The sequence below is a fragment of the Zobellia sp. B3R18 genome, from assembly GCF_018860715.1.
Lineage (GTDB): Bacteria > Bacteroidota > Bacteroidia > Flavobacteriales > Flavobacteriaceae > Zobellia > Zobellia russellii.
The window spans coordinates 618925-640448 of the sequence record NZ_JAHKQG010000014.1 but is presented as its reverse complement, the minus strand read 5'-3'; the positions used below and the strand labels follow the sequence as shown (position 1 = coordinate 640448).

Annotated in this window: 16 protein-coding genes; 10 read left to right on the top strand and 6 right to left on the bottom strand. The window is 39.5% G+C overall.

Going from position 1 to position 21524, the window contains the following annotated elements; all coding sequences use genetic code 11:
- Window positions 1–17: 17 nt before the first annotated feature.
- From KO513_RS19355 to KO513_RS19345, 3 genes are all read right to left on the bottom strand, one after another.
- On the bottom strand, window positions 18–1025 hold the full coding sequence (locus KO513_RS19355) for an L-rhamnose/proton symporter RhaT (RefSeq protein WP_215914798.1): 1008 nt from the start codon (window positions 1023–1025) through the stop codon (window positions 18–20).
- 149 nt (window positions 1026–1174) lie between these two features.
- On the bottom strand, window positions 1175–2476 hold the full coding sequence (locus KO513_RS19350) for a GntP family permease (protein ID WP_215914797.1): 1302 nt from the start codon (window positions 2474–2476) through the stop codon (window positions 1175–1177).
- 136 nt (window positions 2477–2612) lie between these two features.
- Window positions 2613–3497, bottom strand: coding sequence for an AraC family transcriptional regulator (locus KO513_RS19345; RefSeq protein ID WP_215914796.1), 885 nt, complete (start codon window positions 3495–3497; stop codon window positions 2613–2615).
- A 279-nt stretch (window positions 3498–3776) separates the two neighbouring features.
- On the opposite strand from KO513_RS19345, the gene KO513_RS19340 reads away from it, so the two are divergent.
- From KO513_RS19340 to KO513_RS19305, 8 genes are all read left to right on the top strand, one after another.
- On the top strand, window positions 3777–4604 hold the full coding sequence (locus tag KO513_RS19340) for a polysaccharide deacetylase family protein (protein WP_215914795.1): 828 nt from the start codon (window positions 3777–3779) through the stop codon (window positions 4602–4604).
- A 258-nt stretch (window positions 4605–4862) separates the two neighbouring features.
- Complete coding sequence (locus KO513_RS19335; protein ID WP_215441656.1) at window positions 4863–7553, top strand: c-type cytochrome; 2691 nt, start codon at window positions 4863–4865, stop codon at window positions 7551–7553.
- A 30-nt stretch (window positions 7554–7583) separates the two neighbouring features.
- Window positions 7584–8654 (top strand): aldose 1-epimerase family protein, encoded by a 1071-nt coding sequence (locus KO513_RS19330; RefSeq protein WP_215914794.1) that lies wholly within the window; start codon window positions 7584–7586, stop codon window positions 8652–8654.
- 17 nt (window positions 8655–8671) lie between these two features.
- On the top strand, window positions 8672–9883 hold the full coding sequence (locus KO513_RS19325) for a class I mannose-6-phosphate isomerase (protein ID WP_215914793.1): 1212 nt from the start codon (window positions 8672–8674) through the stop codon (window positions 9881–9883).
- A gap of 91 nt (window positions 9884–9974) precedes the next feature.
- Window positions 9975–11003, top strand: a complete 1029-nt coding sequence (locus KO513_RS19320; RefSeq protein ID WP_215914792.1) for a sugar phosphate isomerase/epimerase family protein — start codon at window positions 9975–9977, stop codon at window positions 11001–11003.
- A 24-nt stretch (window positions 11004–11027) separates the two neighbouring features.
- Entirely contained in the window at window positions 11028–11834 is an 807-nt protein-coding gene (locus tag KO513_RS19315; protein WP_215914791.1) for an alpha/beta fold hydrolase, read from the top strand.
- Between the two features lie 84 nt (window positions 11835–11918).
- Window positions 11919–12731 (top strand): sugar phosphate isomerase/epimerase family protein, encoded by an 813-nt coding sequence (locus KO513_RS19310; RefSeq protein WP_215914790.1) that lies wholly within the window; start codon window positions 11919–11921, stop codon window positions 12729–12731.
- A gap of 38 nt (window positions 12732–12769) precedes the next feature.
- A complete protein-coding gene (locus KO513_RS19305) occupies window positions 12770–13921 on the top strand; it encodes a Gfo/Idh/MocA family protein (RefSeq protein ID WP_215914789.1) in 1152 nt (383 codons plus the stop codon).
- 88 nt (window positions 13922–14009) lie between these two features.
- Here KO513_RS19305 and KO513_RS19300 read toward each other — a convergent pair whose 3' ends face one another.
- The 3 genes from KO513_RS19300 to KO513_RS19290 all read right to left on the bottom strand — a co-directional run bounded on the left by KO513_RS19300 (window position 14010) and on the right by KO513_RS19290 (window position 17792).
- Complete coding sequence (locus KO513_RS19300; protein WP_215914788.1) at window positions 14010–15095, bottom strand: GDP-L-fucose synthase family protein; 1086 nt, start codon at window positions 15093–15095, stop codon at window positions 14010–14012.
- Window position 15096: 1 nt separating this feature from the next.
- On the bottom strand, window positions 15097–16209 hold the full coding sequence (gene gmd, locus KO513_RS19295) for a GDP-mannose 4,6-dehydratase (RefSeq protein WP_215441641.1): 1113 nt from the start codon (window positions 16207–16209) through the stop codon (window positions 15097–15099).
- A 203-nt stretch (window positions 16210–16412) separates the two neighbouring features.
- Window positions 16413–17792, bottom strand: a complete 1380-nt coding sequence (locus KO513_RS19290; RefSeq protein ID WP_215914787.1) for a Gfo/Idh/MocA family protein — start codon at window positions 17790–17792, stop codon at window positions 16413–16415.
- A gap of 120 nt (window positions 17793–17912) precedes the next feature.
- On the opposite strand from KO513_RS19290, the gene KO513_RS19285 reads away from it, so the two are divergent.
- Window positions 17913–19301 carry a sialate O-acetylesterase gene (locus tag KO513_RS19285; RefSeq protein ID WP_215914786.1) on the top strand — a complete coding sequence of 463 codons (1389 nt, stop codon included), beginning with the start codon at window positions 17913–17915 and terminating at the stop codon, window positions 19299–19301.
- 71 nt (window positions 19302–19372) lie between these two features.
- Entirely contained in the window at window positions 19373–21484 is a 2112-nt protein-coding gene (locus tag KO513_RS19280; protein ID WP_215914785.1) for a thioredoxin domain-containing protein, read from the top strand.
- The last annotated feature ends 40 nt before the right edge of the window (window positions 21485–21524 follow it).

Genomic DNA, 21524 nt, shown 5'->3' with positions numbered 1-21524 from the left:
TTAAAAAAATGGTTGGCTTAATAATTGGCGTATCCTAAAATACAAATGGCAATGATAAGAACGGCAAGTCCCGTTAGTAAAATTTTAAAAGGCTTGTTCGCATTCTTCCATTCCCCTTCTCTAAAGCCCCAAATATTACTAATAATCAAAGCCAGCCCTAACAGTATAGGCCATCCCACAACGGGGCCTAGATTTCCCATTAGCGCTGCTCCTTGACCATAAACACCCAAGGCTGCAAACCAGAAAATACCGGCTGCAATAGCCCATTTTAAGGCTTTCCCTTTATTGGGGACTTTATAAGCACCCCATGATTTATTTTTGATAAAAAGATATATGGCGTACCCTCCGTTCATAACGAACGCTCCCAGTAAAACAACCACCCAAGAAGCCAAACTTGCATTTTGGGTTCCTACACCGTAATCGTTTACGGCTATAGCTGCAACTGGTGCTGCATTGGAAAAGCCAACGTTTAAAAAAGCGGATAAAACACCAGATGCAACGGCAATCAGTACCCCAATTTTTATGGATTTAGTACTTGTGGTTGAATTATTGTGCAATTTATCTCTTTGTACACCGGCCACTGCAGTAATAGCAACTCCTACCAGTAACAAGGCTACCCCTAACATTATGATAGGAAAGGAAGGTTGGTCAAAGGCCCCATCAATCTGAAAAAGAGGAATAATGGAACCTACCGATGCCGCAAGACCCATAACAATGCCATAGGTAATGGAAATACCGGTTTTTTCCACACTAACCCCAAAGAGAATACCCCCAATACCCCACAGAAAACCGTAAAACGCAGCTACGAACAGTGTTTGACTGTCTGCTTGGGAAATGATTTCAAATAGGTTGGGCATAACGATCAAGGCCCAGATAATAGGGAATGCAATCATGGCCGTAAATGCGTGAACTAACCACCAGGCCTCCCATTTTAATGGTGCAATATGCTTCATACCAAGACCAAAAGTTCCTTGAAAAAAGCTTGCAAATAGTATTAAAATGATAGCCAGTAGATAGGTATCCATATGAGTTGTTTTTATTTTATAGATGAATATATGAGAAGGGGCAATCGTGTTCTAAACCTTCATGAGACACAAAGAAAATCCAATATAAAGGAGATGGATTCTCGGATTTTACCCTAGTGTAACATTATTTTATCCTAGTGGTGATTGTATTAAATTTGTGTAAAGTAATATAATGCCAATACTAAAAGTCCGCCACTTAATGCGACTACACCGGATAGTAGACTAAATGATTTTAGCAGTCGAGAAACAGACACTTCGTGTACTTCTTTAAATAGCCAAAAGAAACTACTGTTCACGTGAATAATACCAAGAGAACCGGCTCCAATAGCCGCGGCGGTAAAGGTAGGGTGCAATGTGCCGTTGGAAACCAGTGGTGCAACAATAGATGCCGTAGTGATAAGCGAAACTGTAATTGATCCCGTAACAGTCGTAAAAAGGAAACTCAATAGAAAAGGTATAACTATGCCCATTGCAGCAATATCTCCCGCATTGGAAAACATAGAACCTACTATTTCTGTGTCTTTGATTACCTGTCCAAAAGCACCCCCAGTACCTGTGATAAGAATAACGATGGCTGATTTTTCTCCCGAAGTTGTAAAAAATGAATTTAAACGGGTAGAAAAATTCTCTTTAGGAAGTAAAGGTAATGCAAAAAGTAGGCCTATGAGAAGTGCCCATACAGGGTTTTTTATAAATGCAATGAATCCGTTTTCCGAAGGGAAAATAGTGCCTATGGACATAAGGAACAATGGCACTAATAAGGCTGCAAAAGGCAACACTTTTTTGAACCCCGTTAGTTCTTTGGTTTGTGATGCTTCGCCCGTATTCGTGTCCGGTAGTTTCAGGGCAAGATTTTTCTTGTTCAATTTTATCCATAATAATCCACCGGCTATCGCAGCTAGAGCTACCACAATATTAATGGGAATCATATCCCCAATATTAATTTCAAGAATGGCAGCTACTGCAAGAGGTCCTGGGGTAGGTGGAATCAAGGCATGGGCTACGGTAAGACTAATGGCCAATGAAAGTCCTAAGGTAAGTACTGAATGGCCTGATTTTTTTGAGAGGGCGAATATGGTGGGGAGCAAGGTCAGATAGGCCACATCCATAAAAACCGGAATTCCTATCAAAAAGCCAATTACGGCCATACTTAAAGGAAGGTACTTGGTACCGAATAAATTAATAATGGTATTGGCTATGACATCTGCACCACCGGTTTGCGCTAGAATTTCACCCAGTAACGTGCCAAATAGAATAATGAGTCCTATCCATTTTAGAGTATTTCCAAAACCGCTTAATAAGCTCTCTGTTACCAACTCTACAGAGCTCCCTGTTGTTAACCCTAGAATCAACCCTGAAATAAGTAAGGCGGGAATAGGGTGTACTTTAAATACAGTTACCGCAACAATGAGCAGAACAATGCAAAGGAGTAAAAATATTAGGCTGGTCACAAGGTCATTTTTAAGTTAGGTAGGCCACAGGCTATCCAAACAAAAATAGCAGAAATATACCATCGTGAAAATGCGTACATTAACCATTATAGGCACTATTGTAACCCCACTTGTGCTTTTTTAGATATATAAGAGTTTATACAACTTCTTTTTTCTCGTTATACTTTTGCATATACTCGGTTGGGGTAATGTTCATTAAAGCTTTAAACTGTCTATTGAAATTGGTGAGCGTATTAAAACCTGACTGATAACAAACGGTTGAGATTTGCATTTCTCCCTCAATCAACAACTTACAAGCGTTTCTAAGGCGTATTTCATTCAAATATTGTGTAAAGGATTTTCTAGTTTTCTTTTTGAAGTATCTACAGAATGCATTTGGCGTCATGTGTGCTATAGAGGCAATTTGTTCCAACTCTATTTTCTTTTCAAAATTTTCGGTCAAGAAATTTATGATTTTACGCATTCTGTCCTTTTCATTGCTGTTGTAAGTGTTGGCTATTACTTCTGAGCAGAGCAAATCATAATTTTCACTTATAGATAGTGTATCAAGAACTTTTAGAAGCCCCACAATGCTAGAAAGACCTTGGTCCCCGACCAAGCCTAGGATAAGGTTGTGAACCATATAGGTGGCGGATTCGGAAAATTTTATACCTCTTTCTGCTTGTTGAAAAAGATTTTTTAACCGCTTGGATTCGGTAAGGTCTAAAAACTCGCTTCCCAAAAAGTTAGGTTCAAATTTTATTACGATCAGGTTAACCGCTTCGGTTTCCTGTTGGTCGTTATAATACTCCTTATGGTTGCGGAACAGGTGGGGAATATTGCTGCCAATGAGATACAGTTCTCCCGGAGAGAAGCTTCCAATAGAATTACCTACATAACGTGTGCCGCTACTTTTTATAAAGTATATAAGTTCTAGTTCCTTATGAAAATGCCAGTTCTGTTCTATACATGGTAAGCGGTCTTGCCGAGCTAAAAAGGAATTTTCGGGTCGTTTTTCGGTTTGTTTGTACGTCAGCTTCATAGTCTATTTCTTTCGTCAGGGATACCCATAATAAAACGAATTTTGAGGCGTAATTTTCAAGAATTCATTTTTTTAATGAGTATAAATTTTCATAAATATACAAAATTACCTCAAATATTATAAAATATTAATTTTAATGGTAGAATAGTGTAGGTGTGTTAGGTTAATTTTATCAATTCGATATGATAAATGTTAGCTGATATTCTTTTCTTAAATTCCTGCTTAGTTACTGGAAACTCCCAATTCAATTTAATTCCCTATTCTTTAGTATTGTTAATTATGAAAAAGAGCAAAAAACTTATTATTCATGCCGATGATGCTGGTCTATGTCAGTCCGAAAATAGAGCAACAATGGAGGCTCTCAAAAAGGGCATGGTTAACTCATGTAGCATTATGGTCAATTGTCCTTGGTTTTATGAGATGACGGAATTTGCTAGAGAAAATCCATTTTACGATTATGGAATTCATCTTACTCTAACTTGTGAATGGGAAAAATATAAATTTGGGCCCGTTTTGCCAGTCTCGGAAGTTTCAAGTTTGGTAGATGAGAACGGTTATTTTTATAGAAATCGAGATTTACTAAGGGAACATGCTGTGGTGTCCGAAGTCAAAAAGGAACTTATAGCTCAAATAGAGAGAGGGTTGAAGTTTGGTATTAATCCAAGTCATATTGATTCACATATGTATAGTCTTGGGGCTAGAGCAGACTTATTTGAAGTTTATAAAGACCTAGGGAGGGTATATAATATACCTGTTCTGTTGAATAGGGAACTTATGGAAATGGTTGGGTTGGATTACAGCCAGAACCTAGGTGAAGAAGACTTGGTAATTGACAAAACACATTATGGAAATTTTGGATATTTTAAAGAAGGAAAATTAAAGGAATATTACAGAAGTATTTTTGATAACCTGGTTGATGGCGTTAATCTTATATTAATTCACCCTGCCTTTGATGATGCAGAAATGAAAGCTGTAACTATTAACCATCCAAATTTTGGTTCTGAATGGAGGCAAATCGATTTTGACTATTTTACAAGCCAAGAGTGTAGGTCAATTTTGGATGAGAGGAATATTACTCTTGTAGATTGGAAAGACTTGAAAAAATAAAATCATATTTATCCTCTGGTTTGGAATTTCCCCACCTATTTCAATGACACTCAGTTTTATAAATTCAATTTTACATTTGTAGCGCAAAATTGGGCAGTACACTACAGGATAGTAAAGAAAAAATGCTTCATTAGTTTTAGGGACTTAGAAACATAAAAATAACCGTAAAGTTATAGCCATGTTTTTAAAACACCAACCCAACTCAATAGAGTTATCGGTTCTTTAATGAACCTATATTCTATTTAAACAAAACTTAAAATGATTATAAATTTTTTAAGGATTAATAAGCTTAATCTTCTCCTTTGTAGTGTTTTGATTTTAGCAACTTCCTGTACGTCCGACAAAAAAAATGAAAATGAAACGGTTCAGTCCGATAACCCTAAAATAGCAAAGCTAAAATTACAGCCAGGTTTTGATGCAGAACATTTATATAGTCCTGGAGATAATAATATGGGGTCTTGGGTGGCCATGACTTTTGATAATAAGGGAAGATTAATTACTTCAGATCAATACGGTGCTTTGTACAGAATGGAAGTTGCACCAATAGGAGCGGACAATCTTACACCAAAAATAGAAAAGCTTAAAATTCAAACGGAAGCGAAAGTAGCAGATTCCATAATACAAATGGGTTATGCCCAAGGGTTATTGTACGCTTTCAATAGCCTTTATGTAATGGTAAACCATAGGGGTAGTGATGATTTTGAAAAGACTAGTGGCCTTTATCGTTTACAGGATACGGATAATGATGATCAATACGATAAAATTACACTTTTAAAGGCTTTGGACGGGGCAGGAGAGCATGGCCCTCACAGTATAGTTCTTTCTCCAGATGGGGAGTCGCTATACGTTATAGCTGGTAACCATACAGATCTACCGGAGATGGAAGGATATCGTCTTCCTAACAACTGGCAGGATGACAATTTGTTTCCTCAAATTAAAGACCCTCGTGGGCATGCCAATGACCGTGGGGCTCCCGGAGGTTGGGTGGCAAATCTTGACCCTGAGGGAAAACGATGGGAGCTTGTGGCTTCAGGTTTCAGAAATCCGTTTGATTTGGCGTTCAATGAATTGGGAGATATGTTCGTTTATGACTCGGATATGGAATGGGATTTGGGAATGCCATGGTATCGCCCCACCCGAATTTGCCATGTTACAAGCGGAGCGGAATTTGGATGGCGAACGGGAAATGGCAAATGGTCTGCTGCGTATCCTGACAATGTACCTCCTGTACTTAATATAGGTCAAGGGTCACCTACTAATGTAATGCATGGAAATGGAGCTAAGTTTCCTGAAAAATATCAACATAGCGTATTTGCTTTTGATTGGAGTTTCGGGATTATTTATGCCATTGAAATGAAAGCTAATGGTGCATCTTATATTGGTGAAAAAGAGGAATTTTTATCTGGAATTCCACTTCCGTTAACGGATGGGGTTATTGGCCCGGACGGAGCCATGTACTTTATGACCGGAGGACGTAGGTTAGAATCAGACCTGTATCGTGTTTATTATAACAATCCAGATGAACTAACAGGGGCCGCTGCGAATTTGGAGCCTACTAAGGAAAACGAAATCCGTAAAAAATTGGAGACTTATCACGGAGCTCCTAAGGATGGGGCTTTAGATTTTGCTTGGCCATATTTAAATAGTAAAGACCGTTTTATTCAATATGCTGCCCGTATTGCTGTAGAACATCAACCTGTAAGCACTTGGCAGGAAAAAGTTTATGCGGAAACTAATGCGGTTAGAAAGATTCATGCAGCCGTTGCTTTGGCTAGACAGGGAGATAAAAGTCAGCGTGATCAACTATTGAATTCTTTGGTACATATTGATTATGCAAGTCTTTCTGAGCAAAACCAAGTAGATTTGGTTCGTGCCATAGAGCTTACTTTAGCGCGTTTTGGGAAACCTAATGCAGATATTAAAAGAAAAATCAGCGGATATCTTTCAACCCATTATCCAGCAGATACGGATGTGTTAAATCAATTGTTAAGCAAAACATTGGTATTTGTAGATGACGCTTCGGTGATTTCAAAAACACTTGCCTTATTAGAATCCGAAGAAGGAGAAAATGCTTCGGTAATGGCTAATACGGCCACGGATGCGGCAGATTTGATTTTACGAAATCCGCAGTATGGAATGGACATCGCCGAAACCCTAAAAAATATGCCTTTGGCACAGCATACATATTATGGTCTGGTATTACAGGATGCCACAGTAGGTTGGACGCCGGAGTTAAGGGAGAAATATTTCAAATGGTTTTATAAAGCTTTTTCATTTAAAGCAGGGCGTAGCTATATTGGTTTTATAGATAAGGCAAGGAAGAAAGCATTGACCCACGTGGCTGCGAATAAAAAGGAATTCTACAATCAAATGTCAGGAGATTCATTGCTGAGTAAATCCGGAAACGAGTTGGTTTCCAGTGCGGTGCAGCCCAAAGGGCCTGGTAAGAGATGGGAAGAAAAGGATATAACACCCTTATTGGCCGATGGTTTGCAGAACAGAAATTTTGAAACCGGTAGGAACATGTTTTTGGCAACCAATTGTGTTACGTGTCATAGTATGCGTGGCGAAGGAGAGAATATAGGCCCGGAGTTATCTCAAATCGGTACTCGGTTTTCTGCCGAAGATATTCTTAAAGCTATTATTGACCCCAGTGATGTAATTTCAGATCAGTACAACACCACGGTTTTTATGCTTAAGGATGGAAACTCAATTGTGGGTAGATTAATTGGTGAGGAAGGGAAAAACTATACGGTATCTCAGAATCCGTATGCGCCTGATGTTCTTAGGACTATTCCCAAAGAGGAGGTATTGGGTACTAAAATGTCATCGGTTTCATTGATGCCGCCAGGTACGATCAATCGTTTGAGTGATGATGAGGTCAAAGACTTATTGGCGTACCTCATTTCTGGTGGTGATGCCGAAAACGAAATTTTTACTAAGGAATAAGAGATTTGGTAAGTCAGAATTATATTCGCAATGCTCACGGAAAAAATTATATATAAAGGTAAAGACAAGATTGGGAATACCGCTCAGGTTGGTGGTATTGAGACTTCTGTCCTTGATAATGGTTTAGGGAGAGGAACACGCATTGCATGGGTCAATACAGGAACGGGACTAAGGTACAAGGTTATTATTGATCGTGGGATGGATATTTCGGATGCCTTTTATAAAGAATATAGTTTGGCTTGGTTGAGCAAAACCGGAGTAGTTCCTCCCGAACGATTTTCGGATAAGGGAATGGGCTGGATACGGAATTTTGGCGGCGGACTTTTAACCACTTGCGGACTATCGCATGTGGGTGGACCAGAGGAGGATGAACATGGGGTAAGAGGACTTCATGGCCTTATAAGTAATACGCCTGCAGAAATTATTTCTATTGTTCAGCCGGACCCAATTGCGGGGAAAATGGAAATGAGTATCACCGGTATTGTTCGGGAAGCTCAGGTTTTTGGACCCGTGTTGGAATTAAAGCGGACTATTTCAGGGAAATTGGGGCAAGCTAAAATTCACGTTCATGATGAGGTCCTTAATCGCGGGAACCAAACGGCGCCACATATGCTCTTGTACCATGTAAATTTTGGGTGGCCTTTAGTAGATGAAGGCACGGATTTACTTTGGAAAGGCAACTGGGAATCGCCAACACCGGACTCTGAACGCAAAATGTTTAAGGACGAAGTGAACTTTAGAAAATGCCCAGAGCCCTTAGAGGCGCATTCCGGAACAGGTGAGGATGTTGCTTTCATTGATGCAGAAGCGGATACTGAAGGAAGTTGCCACTGCGGAATTTATAATAAAAAGCTCAATTTGGCCGTGTCACTTCGTTTTCCTAAAAAACAATTACCCTGGTTGATCAATTGGCAACATTGGGGCAAAAATGAATATGTTACGGCCTTAGAGCCGGCAACAAATCCGCCGGTAGGGCAAAGAAAAGCACGCGAAGATAGTACACTTATTTTGTTGGAACCCAATGAAAGTAGAAGCTACTCACTGGAATTGGAAGTGTTATCACCGGAAAAAATAGAATCATTTATAACCTCTTTTTTATAAAATTAATATTGAATACTATGGCAAATTCATCGGCTAGAAAGGCTTTGGAGCAGGGACAGGGAATTTTACGTTTGGCACCAACATGGGTACCGCGTTCTTTTTGTGTTCCAGGTAGAAGGATAAAATTGCACCCAGATGATTATTACGTTTTGGGAGGGGAGCGTGGAGGTATAGATGAACGTTGGTTTTCTTCAACGACACCTGCGGAAAATGGACCGTTAACCGGAGAGAACGAAGGTTTAAGTCCGGTTGTTTTTGAAGAAGATGGCAAAGAAGTGCAGATTCTCTTAAAAGATGTTATTGATGAATTAAAAGGTGAGATTATTGGAGACCGTCTGTGGAACGAGTACCAAAGTTGGCCTATGTATTCCAAGTTTTTTGATAATATGGGGCCGTTGCCACATCACATTCACCATAATGATGAGCATGCGGCCAAAATTGGTCAAAAGGGAAAACCGGAAGCATATTATTTTCCACCTCAGGTAAATAACCATGGAGGCGATTTTCCGTACACTTTCTTCGGGATAACTCCCGGTACGACCAAAGAGGAGATAAAAGAATGTCTAAAGAACTTTACCAAAGGAGATAACAAGATTACAAACTTTTCATCGGCCTTTAGATTGGAACCAGGAACGGGTTGGGATGTGCCGCCGGGAATGCTTCACGCTCCAGGTAGTATGTGTACCTACGAACCGCAAAAAGCATCCGATGTGTTTGCTATGTACCAATCTTTGGTTAATGAAGCTATTATTCCGGAAGAACTGTTGTGGAACGGAACTCCAGAGGATAGGAAAGGAGATTTTGACCAGCTTATGGAAGTAATAGATTGGGAATTGAATACGGACCCCAACATGTTGGAAACCCGTTTTATGAGGCCTATTCCTGTGAAACCTTTGGAGGAAATGGAGGCAGAGGGTTATGTTGATAAATGGATTTGTTACCGTTCCGATGCTTTTAGTGCCAAAGAATTGACGGTTCTGCCAGGGCAAACAGTCACCATTAAGGATAGTGCTTGTTATGGAATGATTATGATGCAAGGCCATGGTAAGATGGGTGTTTGGGATATAGAGACCCCATCACTTATTAGATACGGACAATTAACACATGATGAATATTTTGTAACTGAAAAAGCAGCAAAAGAAGGTGTTACCATCGTAAACCATAGTAAAACCGATCCTATTGTAATGTTAAAACATTTTGGACCAAAAAATCCTGACCTTAAATTATAAATAAACCGTATTTTAGAGCAAGTGTATTTTTTACGTTTAAAATTGCGCTAAATTAAAGAAGTAAATACGTATAATTTAAAAGAACAGAAGTATGAAAGACAACACTTTTCCAAAACTCCACAATGCCTCATGGCCCGGTATTGTTGGTAAAGGACCAGATTCGGAACCGCCTATTTCGTTTGATCAAATGCTTGATATGACTGCAAATGCAGAAGTTAACGGTATTAAGTTTGATGGAATAGATATTGGGTTATTTGATCCACATGTTGATATTCATAGTTCTGATGATGACATTAAAAGACTTGCGGATAAGGTTGCTGGTCGCAATCTGAATATTGGCACATTGGTCGCACCTATTTGGGGCGGACCTACCTTGGGTTCGGATGAGGACCGTAAGACATTTGTAGCTATGGTGCAACGTGCGTGTCATTTTGGAAAAATTTTCAGGGAGCACGGTGTAAGACAATATGGTGTTATTAGAATAGATTCTGCCTCTAGTCCAGAAGACTGGGCCAAGGATCCAGTAAACAATACCAAATTGATTGCTAAAACTTTTCGTGAGGCATGTGATGTTGCTGCGGATTATGATGAGAAATTAGCTGCAGAAGGTGAGATTTGCTGGGCGGGAATGCATAGCTGGAAGGCTATGGTAGAAACTTTAGAAGCTGTAGATAGACCCAATATTGGTTTTCAAGCAGATATGTCTCATACCTTATTGTATCTATTGGGCTATAACGCGCCAGAAGATAGGATTCTGCCCCAGGATTTTGATTGGTCGGACAGAAAAACGTTAGAAGCGGGTCTTAAAACCGTTACGGATGCTTTAAGACCATGGACCATAGATTTTCATGTGGCTCAGAATGATGGAACGGTACATGGTACCGGTTCACATGATAAAACAGGGCGTCATTGTTTGGCTACGGATCCAAACGGTAAATTAGATGTTGCTAAGGATGCCGGCTTCTGGTTAAGAGACGGAAATGACGAATTGACAAAAGCGGTTAAACATATTTGTTGGGATGGTTGCATGTTTGATAATGATGTGATGCTAAAACAGCAGACTTGGAACGATATTTTGGCAACCCTTATTAAGGTTCGCGAATTACATGGATGGAGTTAACTAACAACAAAAAAGAGAAAAACTATGTCATTTGTTACAGTTAACGGAGTTCAGTTAAATTACGAAATAAGAGGAGAGGGCAAGCCCTTACTTTTAATAATGGGTATTACGGCTGCATCTGCAGTTTGGGAAAAGCATGTTTCGCATTGGGAAAAGGAATACCAATGTATACTTTTTGATAATCGCGGGGTAGGATTTTCCGATAAACCGGAAGGTCCTTATACCACGGCTCAAATGGCCGATGACAGTGCGGCGCTTCTAGATGCATTGAACATAACTAGTGCAGCTGTTGTTGGGGTTTCCATGGGAGGAGCTATAGCCTTGCAGATGTCTATTAGGCATCCTGACAAGGTTTCGGCTATGGTAGCTATGTGTCCTTGGGCCAGTTGCGATAGAAAGGGTGAAGCTATATTTAGGCACATTACACATATAAAGGCGCATCTAAGGCCGGAGCAGTTTGCTAATTTTATGCAGTTGCTCATTTTTGACAAGCCCACTTTTGATGATGATGCCGAATTTGAAGGATTGCTAGGTGGTCAAAAAGGTGCTGCCTTAGAAGCTATTCAACAACCCCTACATGGATTAGAAGCTCAGACAGAAGCCTGTATTAGTCACAACGTGGTGGCACAATTACCTCAGATTAAATCACCTACACTTGTAATAGGAGGTAAGCAGGATATGTTCGTGCCGGAATGGATGGTACGTGAAGTGTCAGATGGGATTCCAAATAGCGAACTTCACTTGTATGATAATGCAGGTCACGCTTTCCATTGGGAGAAATTGGACGATTTTAATCCAAGAGTGTTGAACTGGTTAAAAGCCAACTATTAAGTCAGGTTATGTTTAGAACGTTTACGGGTAATACCTATCGTTTTATAAATGACCCATCCAATCCTAACAAAAAATAATATAGCAATGTCAAAAATAAAAATTGGTTGCGAAACCTATACTTGGGCAATGTCCGGTGAAAAATATAAAAATAAATTAAACCATATAATTGAGGTAACCTCTAAAGCGGGGTTTAAAGGTATTGAGCCTGATACGGGTTTCATGAACGGGTTTACAGATCCTAAAGTTTTCAAGGAGACCTTAGATAAAAACAATATTGAATTGTCTGTTCTATGTCATGTAGAAGACTGGAGGAATCCAAAGGAAACCGATGAGGAAAAGAGAAATGCCGATCAATGGATCGAGTTCATGAAACATTTTCCGGAAGCTATATTGTTACTGGTGCAAATGCCAGGGCAAGACCGTGAGCACCTGCAAGAACGGCAACAGAATCTATTGACCTGTGTAAATGAAATTGCCACTAGAGCGGCAGGGGAAGGTGTGGTGTGTTCGTATCACCCTAATTCTCCAATGGGCTCTATATATAGAACAGAGGAGGATTATAAAATTCTATTGAACGGTCTGGATAGTAACGTGATCAAATACACACCTGATGTGGGGCATATGGCCAAAGGGGGTATGGATCCCTTACCTATTATAAAACAGTATCGCGAATTAGTAAACTGTGTTCATTACAAGGATATGTATGATAATGGAAAATGGGCAGCAATGGGCGATGGTATAATTGACTTTAAGGGAATAACATCGTATTTAAAGGAAACCGATTTTGAGGGGTGGATTATTGTAGAGGATGAATGTGACGCTGCAATAACCGATCCAGACGGGGTTACTTTAAAAGATGGTATTTACATAGAAGAGGTTTTAAGGCCTTTGATATAAATGAATATGAACATTTTTTAAACTTAAAATTACAGCAAATGGCACACAAAAAGGAACTCCGTATAGGATTAATAGGAACTGGTTTAATGGCAAGGACGCACACAAATGGCTACAAACGTAGTGGTGATTTTTTTCCTGAACTTGAATACCGCCCAGTTTTAAAAACGGTGTGTGCCAGAACTGAGGAAAAGGTAAAAGCTTTTGCTGAGCAATGGGGATTTGAATCTTATGAAACCGATTGGAAAGCGGTTATTGCCAGAGAGGATATTGACGCGGTTGATATCTGTACTCCCAACGATATGCATGCCGATATTGCGATTGCCGCAGCCGAGGCTGGTAAAATGGTACTTTGTGAAAAACCTTTGGCGCGTACCATTGCTGAAGCCCAGCCAATGGTAGATGCTATTAAAAAAGCAGGCGTAGCTAACACGGTTTTTTATAATTACCGTCGTATTCCGGCAGTAACCTTGATTAAACAAATTGTAGATTCCGGTAAGTTGGGCAAGATATTCCATTACAGGGCTAACTTTTTGCAAGATTGGACCATTAATCCGGAACTGCCTCAAGGCGGCGAGGCTTTATGGCGTTTAGATGCCGAAGCAGCAGGTTCCGGGGTAACGGGAGACTTATTGGCACATTGTATAGATAGTGCCATGTGGTTGAACGGGCCAATAAAGGATGTATCCGCGGTAACCGAGACATTTATTAAGGAGCGTGTGCATCAAGGAACGGGCGAGGTAAAAAAAGTAACTATAGACGATGCATGTATTTTTCATTGTCATTTTGAGAATGGTGCCCTAGGCTTGTTTGAGGCAACACGTTATGCTCGTGGGCATAAGGCCCTAAATACCCTAGAGATAAATGGCGAGCATGCTTCGTTACGGTGGGATCTGCACGATATGAACTATCTTGAAATGTACGACCATGCAGATGATGCCATAGTAAGAGGATGGAAAAGAATCTTGATTACAGACAGTGATCAGCCTTATATGGATAAATGGTGGATTCCTGGTACGTCTATCGGGTACGAGCACTCATTTGTACACCAAGTAGCCGATTTCTTAAAGAGTTTGGAAACAGGGGAGCCTTGTGAACCTAGTTTTGAGAATGCTCTAATGACACAAAAAGTTTGTGAAGCTGTAATCAACTCGGCCAATTCTAAAAGTTGGAAAGATACCGGTTTAGTTTAGAAAAGTAATTTTGCATACTTTATCAAAAAATAAAATCCCGCTAGCCTATTAGGTTAGCGGGATTTTTATATCAATAGATTTTGAGCAGTTATGCTGAACGATACCAGCTGTACATTTTCTCAATACCTTCTTTAAGGTCAATGTTATGTTTCCAACCTAAACCATGTAGTTTGGAGACATCGGTTAATTTCTTCATGGTGCCGTCTGGCTTATCGGCATTAAAATTTAAAGAACCTTTAAACCCTACCATTTCCTTGATTGATTCTGCCAACTCGCGAATTGAAAGATCTTTACCTGTACCTATATTGATATGGGTATTTCGAATCTCTTTTTCACCAGTGGCATAGGTGTCTTCAAAATTTCTGCTTTTCATGATAAATATACACGCATCGGCCATATCTTCGGACCAAAGAAATTCGCGCATAGGCTTTCCGCTTCCCCAAATTTCCACACTAATCTCGTCACCGGTCTTTTTAACACCGTATTTCTCAAGAATAGCATAGATATCGGATTCGCTAGCATTACCGTCTACACCTTCGATTGGACGTTCGTTCAAATCTTTTCTAACGTTGGCCCAATCTTGTGTCTCTAAAGCATTGCCCAAGTGCATTTTTCGAATTAGTGCGGGTAGCACGTGCGATTTCTCTAAATCGAAATTATCATTGGGGCCGTAAAGGTTTGTAGGCATAACGGAAATAAAGTTTGTTCCGTACTGTAAATTGTAGCTTTCGCACAATTTAATACCTGCAATCTTAGCAATGGCGTATGGTTCGTTGGTGTACTCCAAAGTATCCGTAAGAAGGTAATCTTCTTTCATGGGTTGAGGACACTCCTTAGGATAAATACAGGTGCTTCCTAGGAACAACAGTTTTTTTACGTTGTTTAAATAACTGTGGTGAACCACGTTATTCTGAATCATAAGATTAGCGTAAATAAAATCTGCCCTATAGGTGTTATTGGCAACAATACCGCCCACTTTAGCCGCAGCAAGAAAAACATATTCCGGTTTTTCTTCGGCAAAAAATGTGGCAACGGCATTAGCATCCGTCAAATCAAGTTCAGCATGTGTTTTCAAAACAAAATTTGAAAAACCATCTGCTTTCAGTTTTTTGAGAATGGCACTACCAACAAGACCTCTATGTCCTGCAATATAAATTTTTGCGTCTTTGTTCATGCTATTCAAAATAGTTCATGATACGATAGCCACCATCTTTCAGATAGGTGTCTTTCTTCATCAATTTTAAATCGCTTTGCATCATATCTTCAACCAAGTCCTTCAAATCGTACTTAGGAGTCCATCCTAGTTTGTTGTTTGCTTTGCTTGGGTCTCCAATAAGCAAATCAACTTCCGTAGGTCTAAAGTATCTTGGATCTACAGCAACGATTTCTTTTCCTATTTCTACTTGGTAATCCGGGTTACTGCAAGAAACTACTGTTCCTATTTCATCAACACCTTCACCTGAGAAAGCAACTTCTATTCCTGCCTGAGCAAAACTCATTTTCACAAAATCACGAACAGTGGTAGTTTTACCCGTGGCAATTACCCAATCCTCAGCTTCGTCTGCTTGAAGGATCATCCACATCATTCTAACGTAATCTTTGGCATGGCCCCAGTCCCTTTTGGCATCAAGGTTACCCAAGTAAACTTTGTCTTGAAGACCTAATGCAATTCTGGAAGCGGCTCTTGTAATCTTACGAGTAACAAAAGTTTCTCCACGAATAGGGGATTCATGATTAAAAAGAATACCGTTACATGCGTACATTCCGTATGCTTCACGGTAGTTTACGGTAATCCAATATGCATACATTTTTGCAACAGCATATGGGCTACGAGGGTAGAACGGAGTGGTTTCCGATTGTGGTACTTCTTGTACCTTTCCGTATAACTCAGAAGTTGAAGCTTGGTATATTCTTGTTTTTTTCTCCAGACCTAAAAGACGCACGGCATCTAGGATACGTAATGTACCTATACCATCTGCATTTGCAGTATATTCAGGAGTTTCGAAAGAAACGGCAACGTGGCTCATTGCGGCCAAGTTGTATATTTCATCTGGTTGAATCTCTTGAATTAGACGTATAAGGTTTGTACTATCGGTCATATCGCCATAGTGCAAATGAAGGTTTCTTCCCTCAACATGCGGGTCTTGGTATAAATGGTCAATTCTGTCAGTATTAAAAAGAGAAGATCTTCTTTTTAGTCCGTGAACTTGATATCCTTTTTTTAATAAAAATTCAGCCAAGTATGCTCCATCTTGACCTGTAATTCCTGTAATCAAACATTTTTTCATAATGCTGAGTTCTAATGGTTTTTATTTATAGTGGCAAAGATGTAGAATTATATCTTTAGACAAGTAAGATTTGCTTCAAAATTATCTAAAAATAAGGATATTAAGGTAGCAAGGTGTATACTTTGAGAAACCCATATTTTGATATCGGTTTTATAATAAAAATTGTAACCGATATAGATTTTCTATAGGAATCAGGAAAACGTTTATTCCTTGAACATCTCTGGAAGCGGATGTTCCCAACCTTCCCTATAACCACGCTGAAGAAGTTTTGTTGCTTCAGGATCATTTACCACGGATAACTGTTTTTGGTCATAAACCAATGGCCTGTTTAGTTCCATGGCCATATTGGCCAAGATACAGCTAGCAGTAGAAATATGGGCTTCTTGAATATTGGCTACAGGCTGTGTATTATGCTCTATGGCTTGTAAGAAATCTAGCATGTGGGCCCTTGTGGCCGGTGCTGCATGTAGTTCAATATCTTTTTCGGTTAAGTCCTCCGGGTACTTTTCTCTTTCGTAGATAACATCGCCATGTATTTTCTTACCATCACCATGAGGTACAAAATCATACTTTTTTACATCTCCGGAGAGTGTTCCGTTCTCTCCATAAAGTTTAAAAGACCAAGGATATTCTGGGTCGGCAGGTGTTCCCCAAGACCTATGGTTCCAAATACAATCAAGTTCATCAAATTCAAAAACGGCGGTTTGTGTATCTGCAATGTTGGACTTCCCTTCTTTTTGAACATAAATACCACCGGTAGCACTTATTTTCTTGGGCCAACCTAAATCTAGCATCCACCGTACGGTATCTAACATATGAACACACATATCACCCGTTATGCCATTACCATATTCCATGAAAGTACGCCACCAGCGTCTGTGAGGTAAACCGTCAAACGGTCTCAAGGGGGCTGGGCCTGTCCACATATCATAATCAAAAAAATCAGGTACCGGCACAACAGGCGGATTACCATTGGCTCGCATATGGTAGTAACAACAAATTTCTACATGAGAGATTTTACCCAGTAATCCAGCATCTACAATATTCTTTTTAGCTTCTACCAAATGGGGTGTACTCTTTCTTTGCGTACCCACTTGCACAACTTTTCCGTATTTGTTTGCTGCGGCAACAAGGGCTTCCCCCTCCATTACATCTACACTTATGGGTTTCTGAAGATAGAGGTGAGCTCCGGATTTTAAGACATTTATACCCTGCAGAGCATGCCAATGGTCTGGACTTCCCACAAGAACAATATCCAAATCCTTTTCGGCGAGCATCTTTCTATAATCGGTGTACAGACGGGGAGTCTTTTTTGATTTTTGGCGAAGCGCGACCAGTTTACCCGCTTCCTCCAGCATACGCCGGTCTACATCGCACAGGGAAATTACTTCAACGTTCGTAACCTGCATAAGCCGGAAAAGATCACTCTTTCCATACCAACCTGTACCTATAAGCCCCACTCTAAAGGTTTTTTCCTTATGAGCAAAATCTAGTCCGTATGCTCCAAAGGTAGATAGGGCCATTAGACTAGAAGTATTTTTAATGAATTTTCTCCGGCTTATAGAATTGTTTCTTGTGTACATAGCTTTTAGGTTCGGTTTGCTTTCTAAAGATATTTAAATGTTTACAATTAACACTATAGTATTGGGGTACTTTAAGAAAATAGTATATTTAAATCTTGATCTAACTAATATCCGATTTTTATGAAATTTAGATTTTTTATTGTTGCTTTTTTATTGATGTTGTCATGCCAATCGATTTGGGCGAAAATTGAATTGCCCAACCTGTTTTCTGATAATATGGTGATACAACGGAATGAAAAAGTTTTGTTCTGGGGATGGGGAAATACGGGTGAGGAAGTAACTGTTTTTACAAGTTGGGATAATAAAGAATATAAGGTTAAGACCACCATAAATGCCAAATGGGAATTAGAAATAGATACTCCCGAGGCAGGTGGCCCGTATAACATTACGTTTAAAGGTGATGAAAATCAAATAGGGTTAAAAAATGTCATGATTGGTGAGGTTTGGTTAGCTTCTGGACAGTCCAATATGGAATGGAGTGCAACAACAAACAAGGGTATTGATAATGCCGAAGAAGAAATAAAAAATGCTAATTATCCTAACATTCGATTTTTTACGGTAGCCAGGCGTACATCAGATTTTCCGCAAGAAAATATTCCAGGGTCTTGGGAAGTATGTACCCCGGATACTATGAAGGATTTTAGTGCGGTAGCCTATTTTTTTGCAAGAAGGTTGCAGAGCGAACTAGATGTGCCTATTGGATTAATAGATAATGCATGGGGCGGTTCGCCAGCAGAGGTCTGGACTCCAAAATCCGTTTTTGAAGCGAATGAAGATTTAAAACTTTCTGCTGAGGGTCTTGAAGAAACGCCGTGGAGCCCTGTATCGCCCTCGCAATTATATAATGGAATGGTTCATGCCATTACTCCGTTTAAAATTGCGGGAACAATTTGGTATCAAGGAGAATCCAATAGAGGTAGAGCCAATGTTTATGGTAAACTTTTTTCGGAAATGATAAGTTCTTGGCGAAACGCATGGGGCTCTGAATTTCCATTTTACTATGTGCAGATAGCACCATTTAATTATAAGGAACCCGAGCAAGGTGTTATGATAAGAGATGTGCAGAGACGTGTTTTGAAAACCATACCAAATTCTGGAATGGTAGTGGTTAGCGATATTGCTACAATTGACGATATTCACCCTACGAACAAACAGGACGTAGGTCTTCGTCTGGCAAATTTGGCACTCAAAGAAACCTATGATAGTTATGATGGAGAGGTGTATGGCCCCCTTTTTAAGGAGGTAAACCTGCAATGGAAAAAGATTGAAGTGATTTTTGATCATGCAAATGGACTCATGTTTACCGATAAAAAGGAAAGCTATTTTGAAATTGCGGGGGCAGATGGATTATTTCATCCCGCGAAAGCGAAAATTAAAGGGAATAAGGTTATTTTGAGCTCCAAAGAGGTGAAAGCACCTTTAAAAGTAAGGTTTGCATGGAACAATATTGCAGAACCTAATCTCTTTAATGCAGCCGGTTTACCAGCCTCGGCTTTTATAAGTGAGTAACTTTGACCTCCCGCTTTTTTTGAATTATAACTCCCATTGTGATTTAGTTCTCACGGAATAAGAATAATATTATGACCTTACGATATTCTAGTATTTGGACCGGTTTTATGGCTTTGGCCATGTTTTTTGTTGTATCCTGTAAAGAGGAAAAAGAGAAGCAAGAAGTAACGGAACATAAATACACCAATGCCCTTGCAAAGGAAACGAGTCCGTACTTGTTACAGCATGCCCATAACCCGGTAAATTGGAGGGCATGGAGCCAAGAGGCTTTAGATGATGCAAAAAAGGAGAATAAACTGGTCCTGGTGAGTATTGGTTATTCTTCTTGCCATTGGTGCCATGTCATGGAAGAAGAAACTTTTGAAAATGAAGAAGTCGCGAAAATTATGAACGATAATTTTATAAATATTAAAGTGGATCGAGAAGAACGCCCAGATGTTGACCAGGTATATATGACCGCATTGCAATTAATTTCTGGGAATGGAGGTTGGCCTTTAAACGTGATTACTTTACCTAATGGTAAACCTCTTTATGGCGGAACATATCACACCAAGGACCAATGGGAAAAAGTATTAACGAAAATCAGTGAGCTTTATAAAAACGATCCAAAAAAAGCAGAAGAGTATTCGGATATGGTAGCTGCCGGTATTGCAGAGGCCAATCTCATTGAACCAGCAAAAGGGTTTGATGCCATTACCAAAGAAGCTTTAAAAACCAGCGTTGCAAATTGGAAAGAGAATTGGGATGCCCAAGAAGGAGGTGAAAAGGGTGTCCAGAAGTTTATGATTCCTTCTAATCTAAATTTTTTATTGGATTATGCTGATTTGGCAAATGACGATAAGGCGAAAACTCATGTTAGAAATACCTTGGATAAAATGGCTCTGGGGGGAATATATGATCAGATCGGCGGTGGTTTTTACAGATACAGTACAGATGCTTTTTGGAAAGTACCTCACTTTGAAAAAATGTTGTACGATAATGCCCAAGTTTTAAGCCTGTATTCAAAAGCATATTCTGTTTTTAAAGACGATAGTTATAAAAATATTGTTTGGGAGACCGTAGATTTTTTGGATAGGGAAATGAAAAATGAAAATGGCGGATACCATGCTGCTTTGGATGCGGACAGCGAAGGGGAAGAAGGAAAATTCTATGTGTGGAAGGAAGAAGAGTTAAAGTCGGTTTTAGGAGATGGATTTGAACTTTTTTCCGCATATTATACAATTAAAAAAGAGGTTGTTTGGGAACATGAAAACTATGTTTTACATAGAAAAACAGATGATGCTGTGTTCGTGAAAGAGCATAATATAGACCAGAGCAAACTGAATTTTATAAAGTCTGAATGGAACAAAAAATTGTTGGAGGCAAGGAATAAAAGAGTGCGCCCTAGGAGTGATGATAAGATTATAACGTCTTGGAATGCGTTACTTATAAACGGTTTTGTAGATGCTTATAAAGCTTTTGGTCAGGAGCAATTTTTAGAAAAGGCAAAAAGTGTTTTCGCTTTTATAAAATCCAATTCTTATCAAAGCGGAAAGCTGGTTCATACGTTTAAAAAAGGAAGTCAGCGCAAAGAAGGTTTTATAGAAGACTATGCGTTCATGATAGATGCTTCGCTACAAATGTATGGGGTAACCTTGGATACACAATATCTTGACTTTGCCAAAGAGCTAAATCGCATTGCAGAAACCGAATTTGCTGATGAAACTTCAGGAATGTACCATTATAATGAGGGTAACGACCTTATCGCCAAAATAATTAAAACGGATGACGGAGTGCTGCCTTCCCCTAATGCTGTAATGGCATATAATCTTTTTAGGTTAGGACATATAGAATATAATGTGGATTTCACCAACAAGTCCAAACAGATGTTATCCGCAATGGTACCCGCTATTATAGAAAGCGCCCCTAGCTATTCCAAATGGAACGCACTGTTACTTAACAATACCTACCCTTATTTTGAGATTGCCGTAGTGGGCAAGGATGCACCTGTTCTGGTAAAGGCCTTAAATGAAATTCCAATGGCAAATGCTTTGGTGGTCGGAAGTAAATCAGAGAGTAGTTCCCCACTGTTTAAAGACCGCTATGTTGCAGATGGCACCTTTATTTATGTATGTCAAAATACCACCTGTAAATTGCCGGTAAAAACTGTAAATGAAGCACTTGGTCAAATGAGGAATTTTTAAATCACCAGAATTTACAAGCCGATTGTTAAAAAAGTGGTGG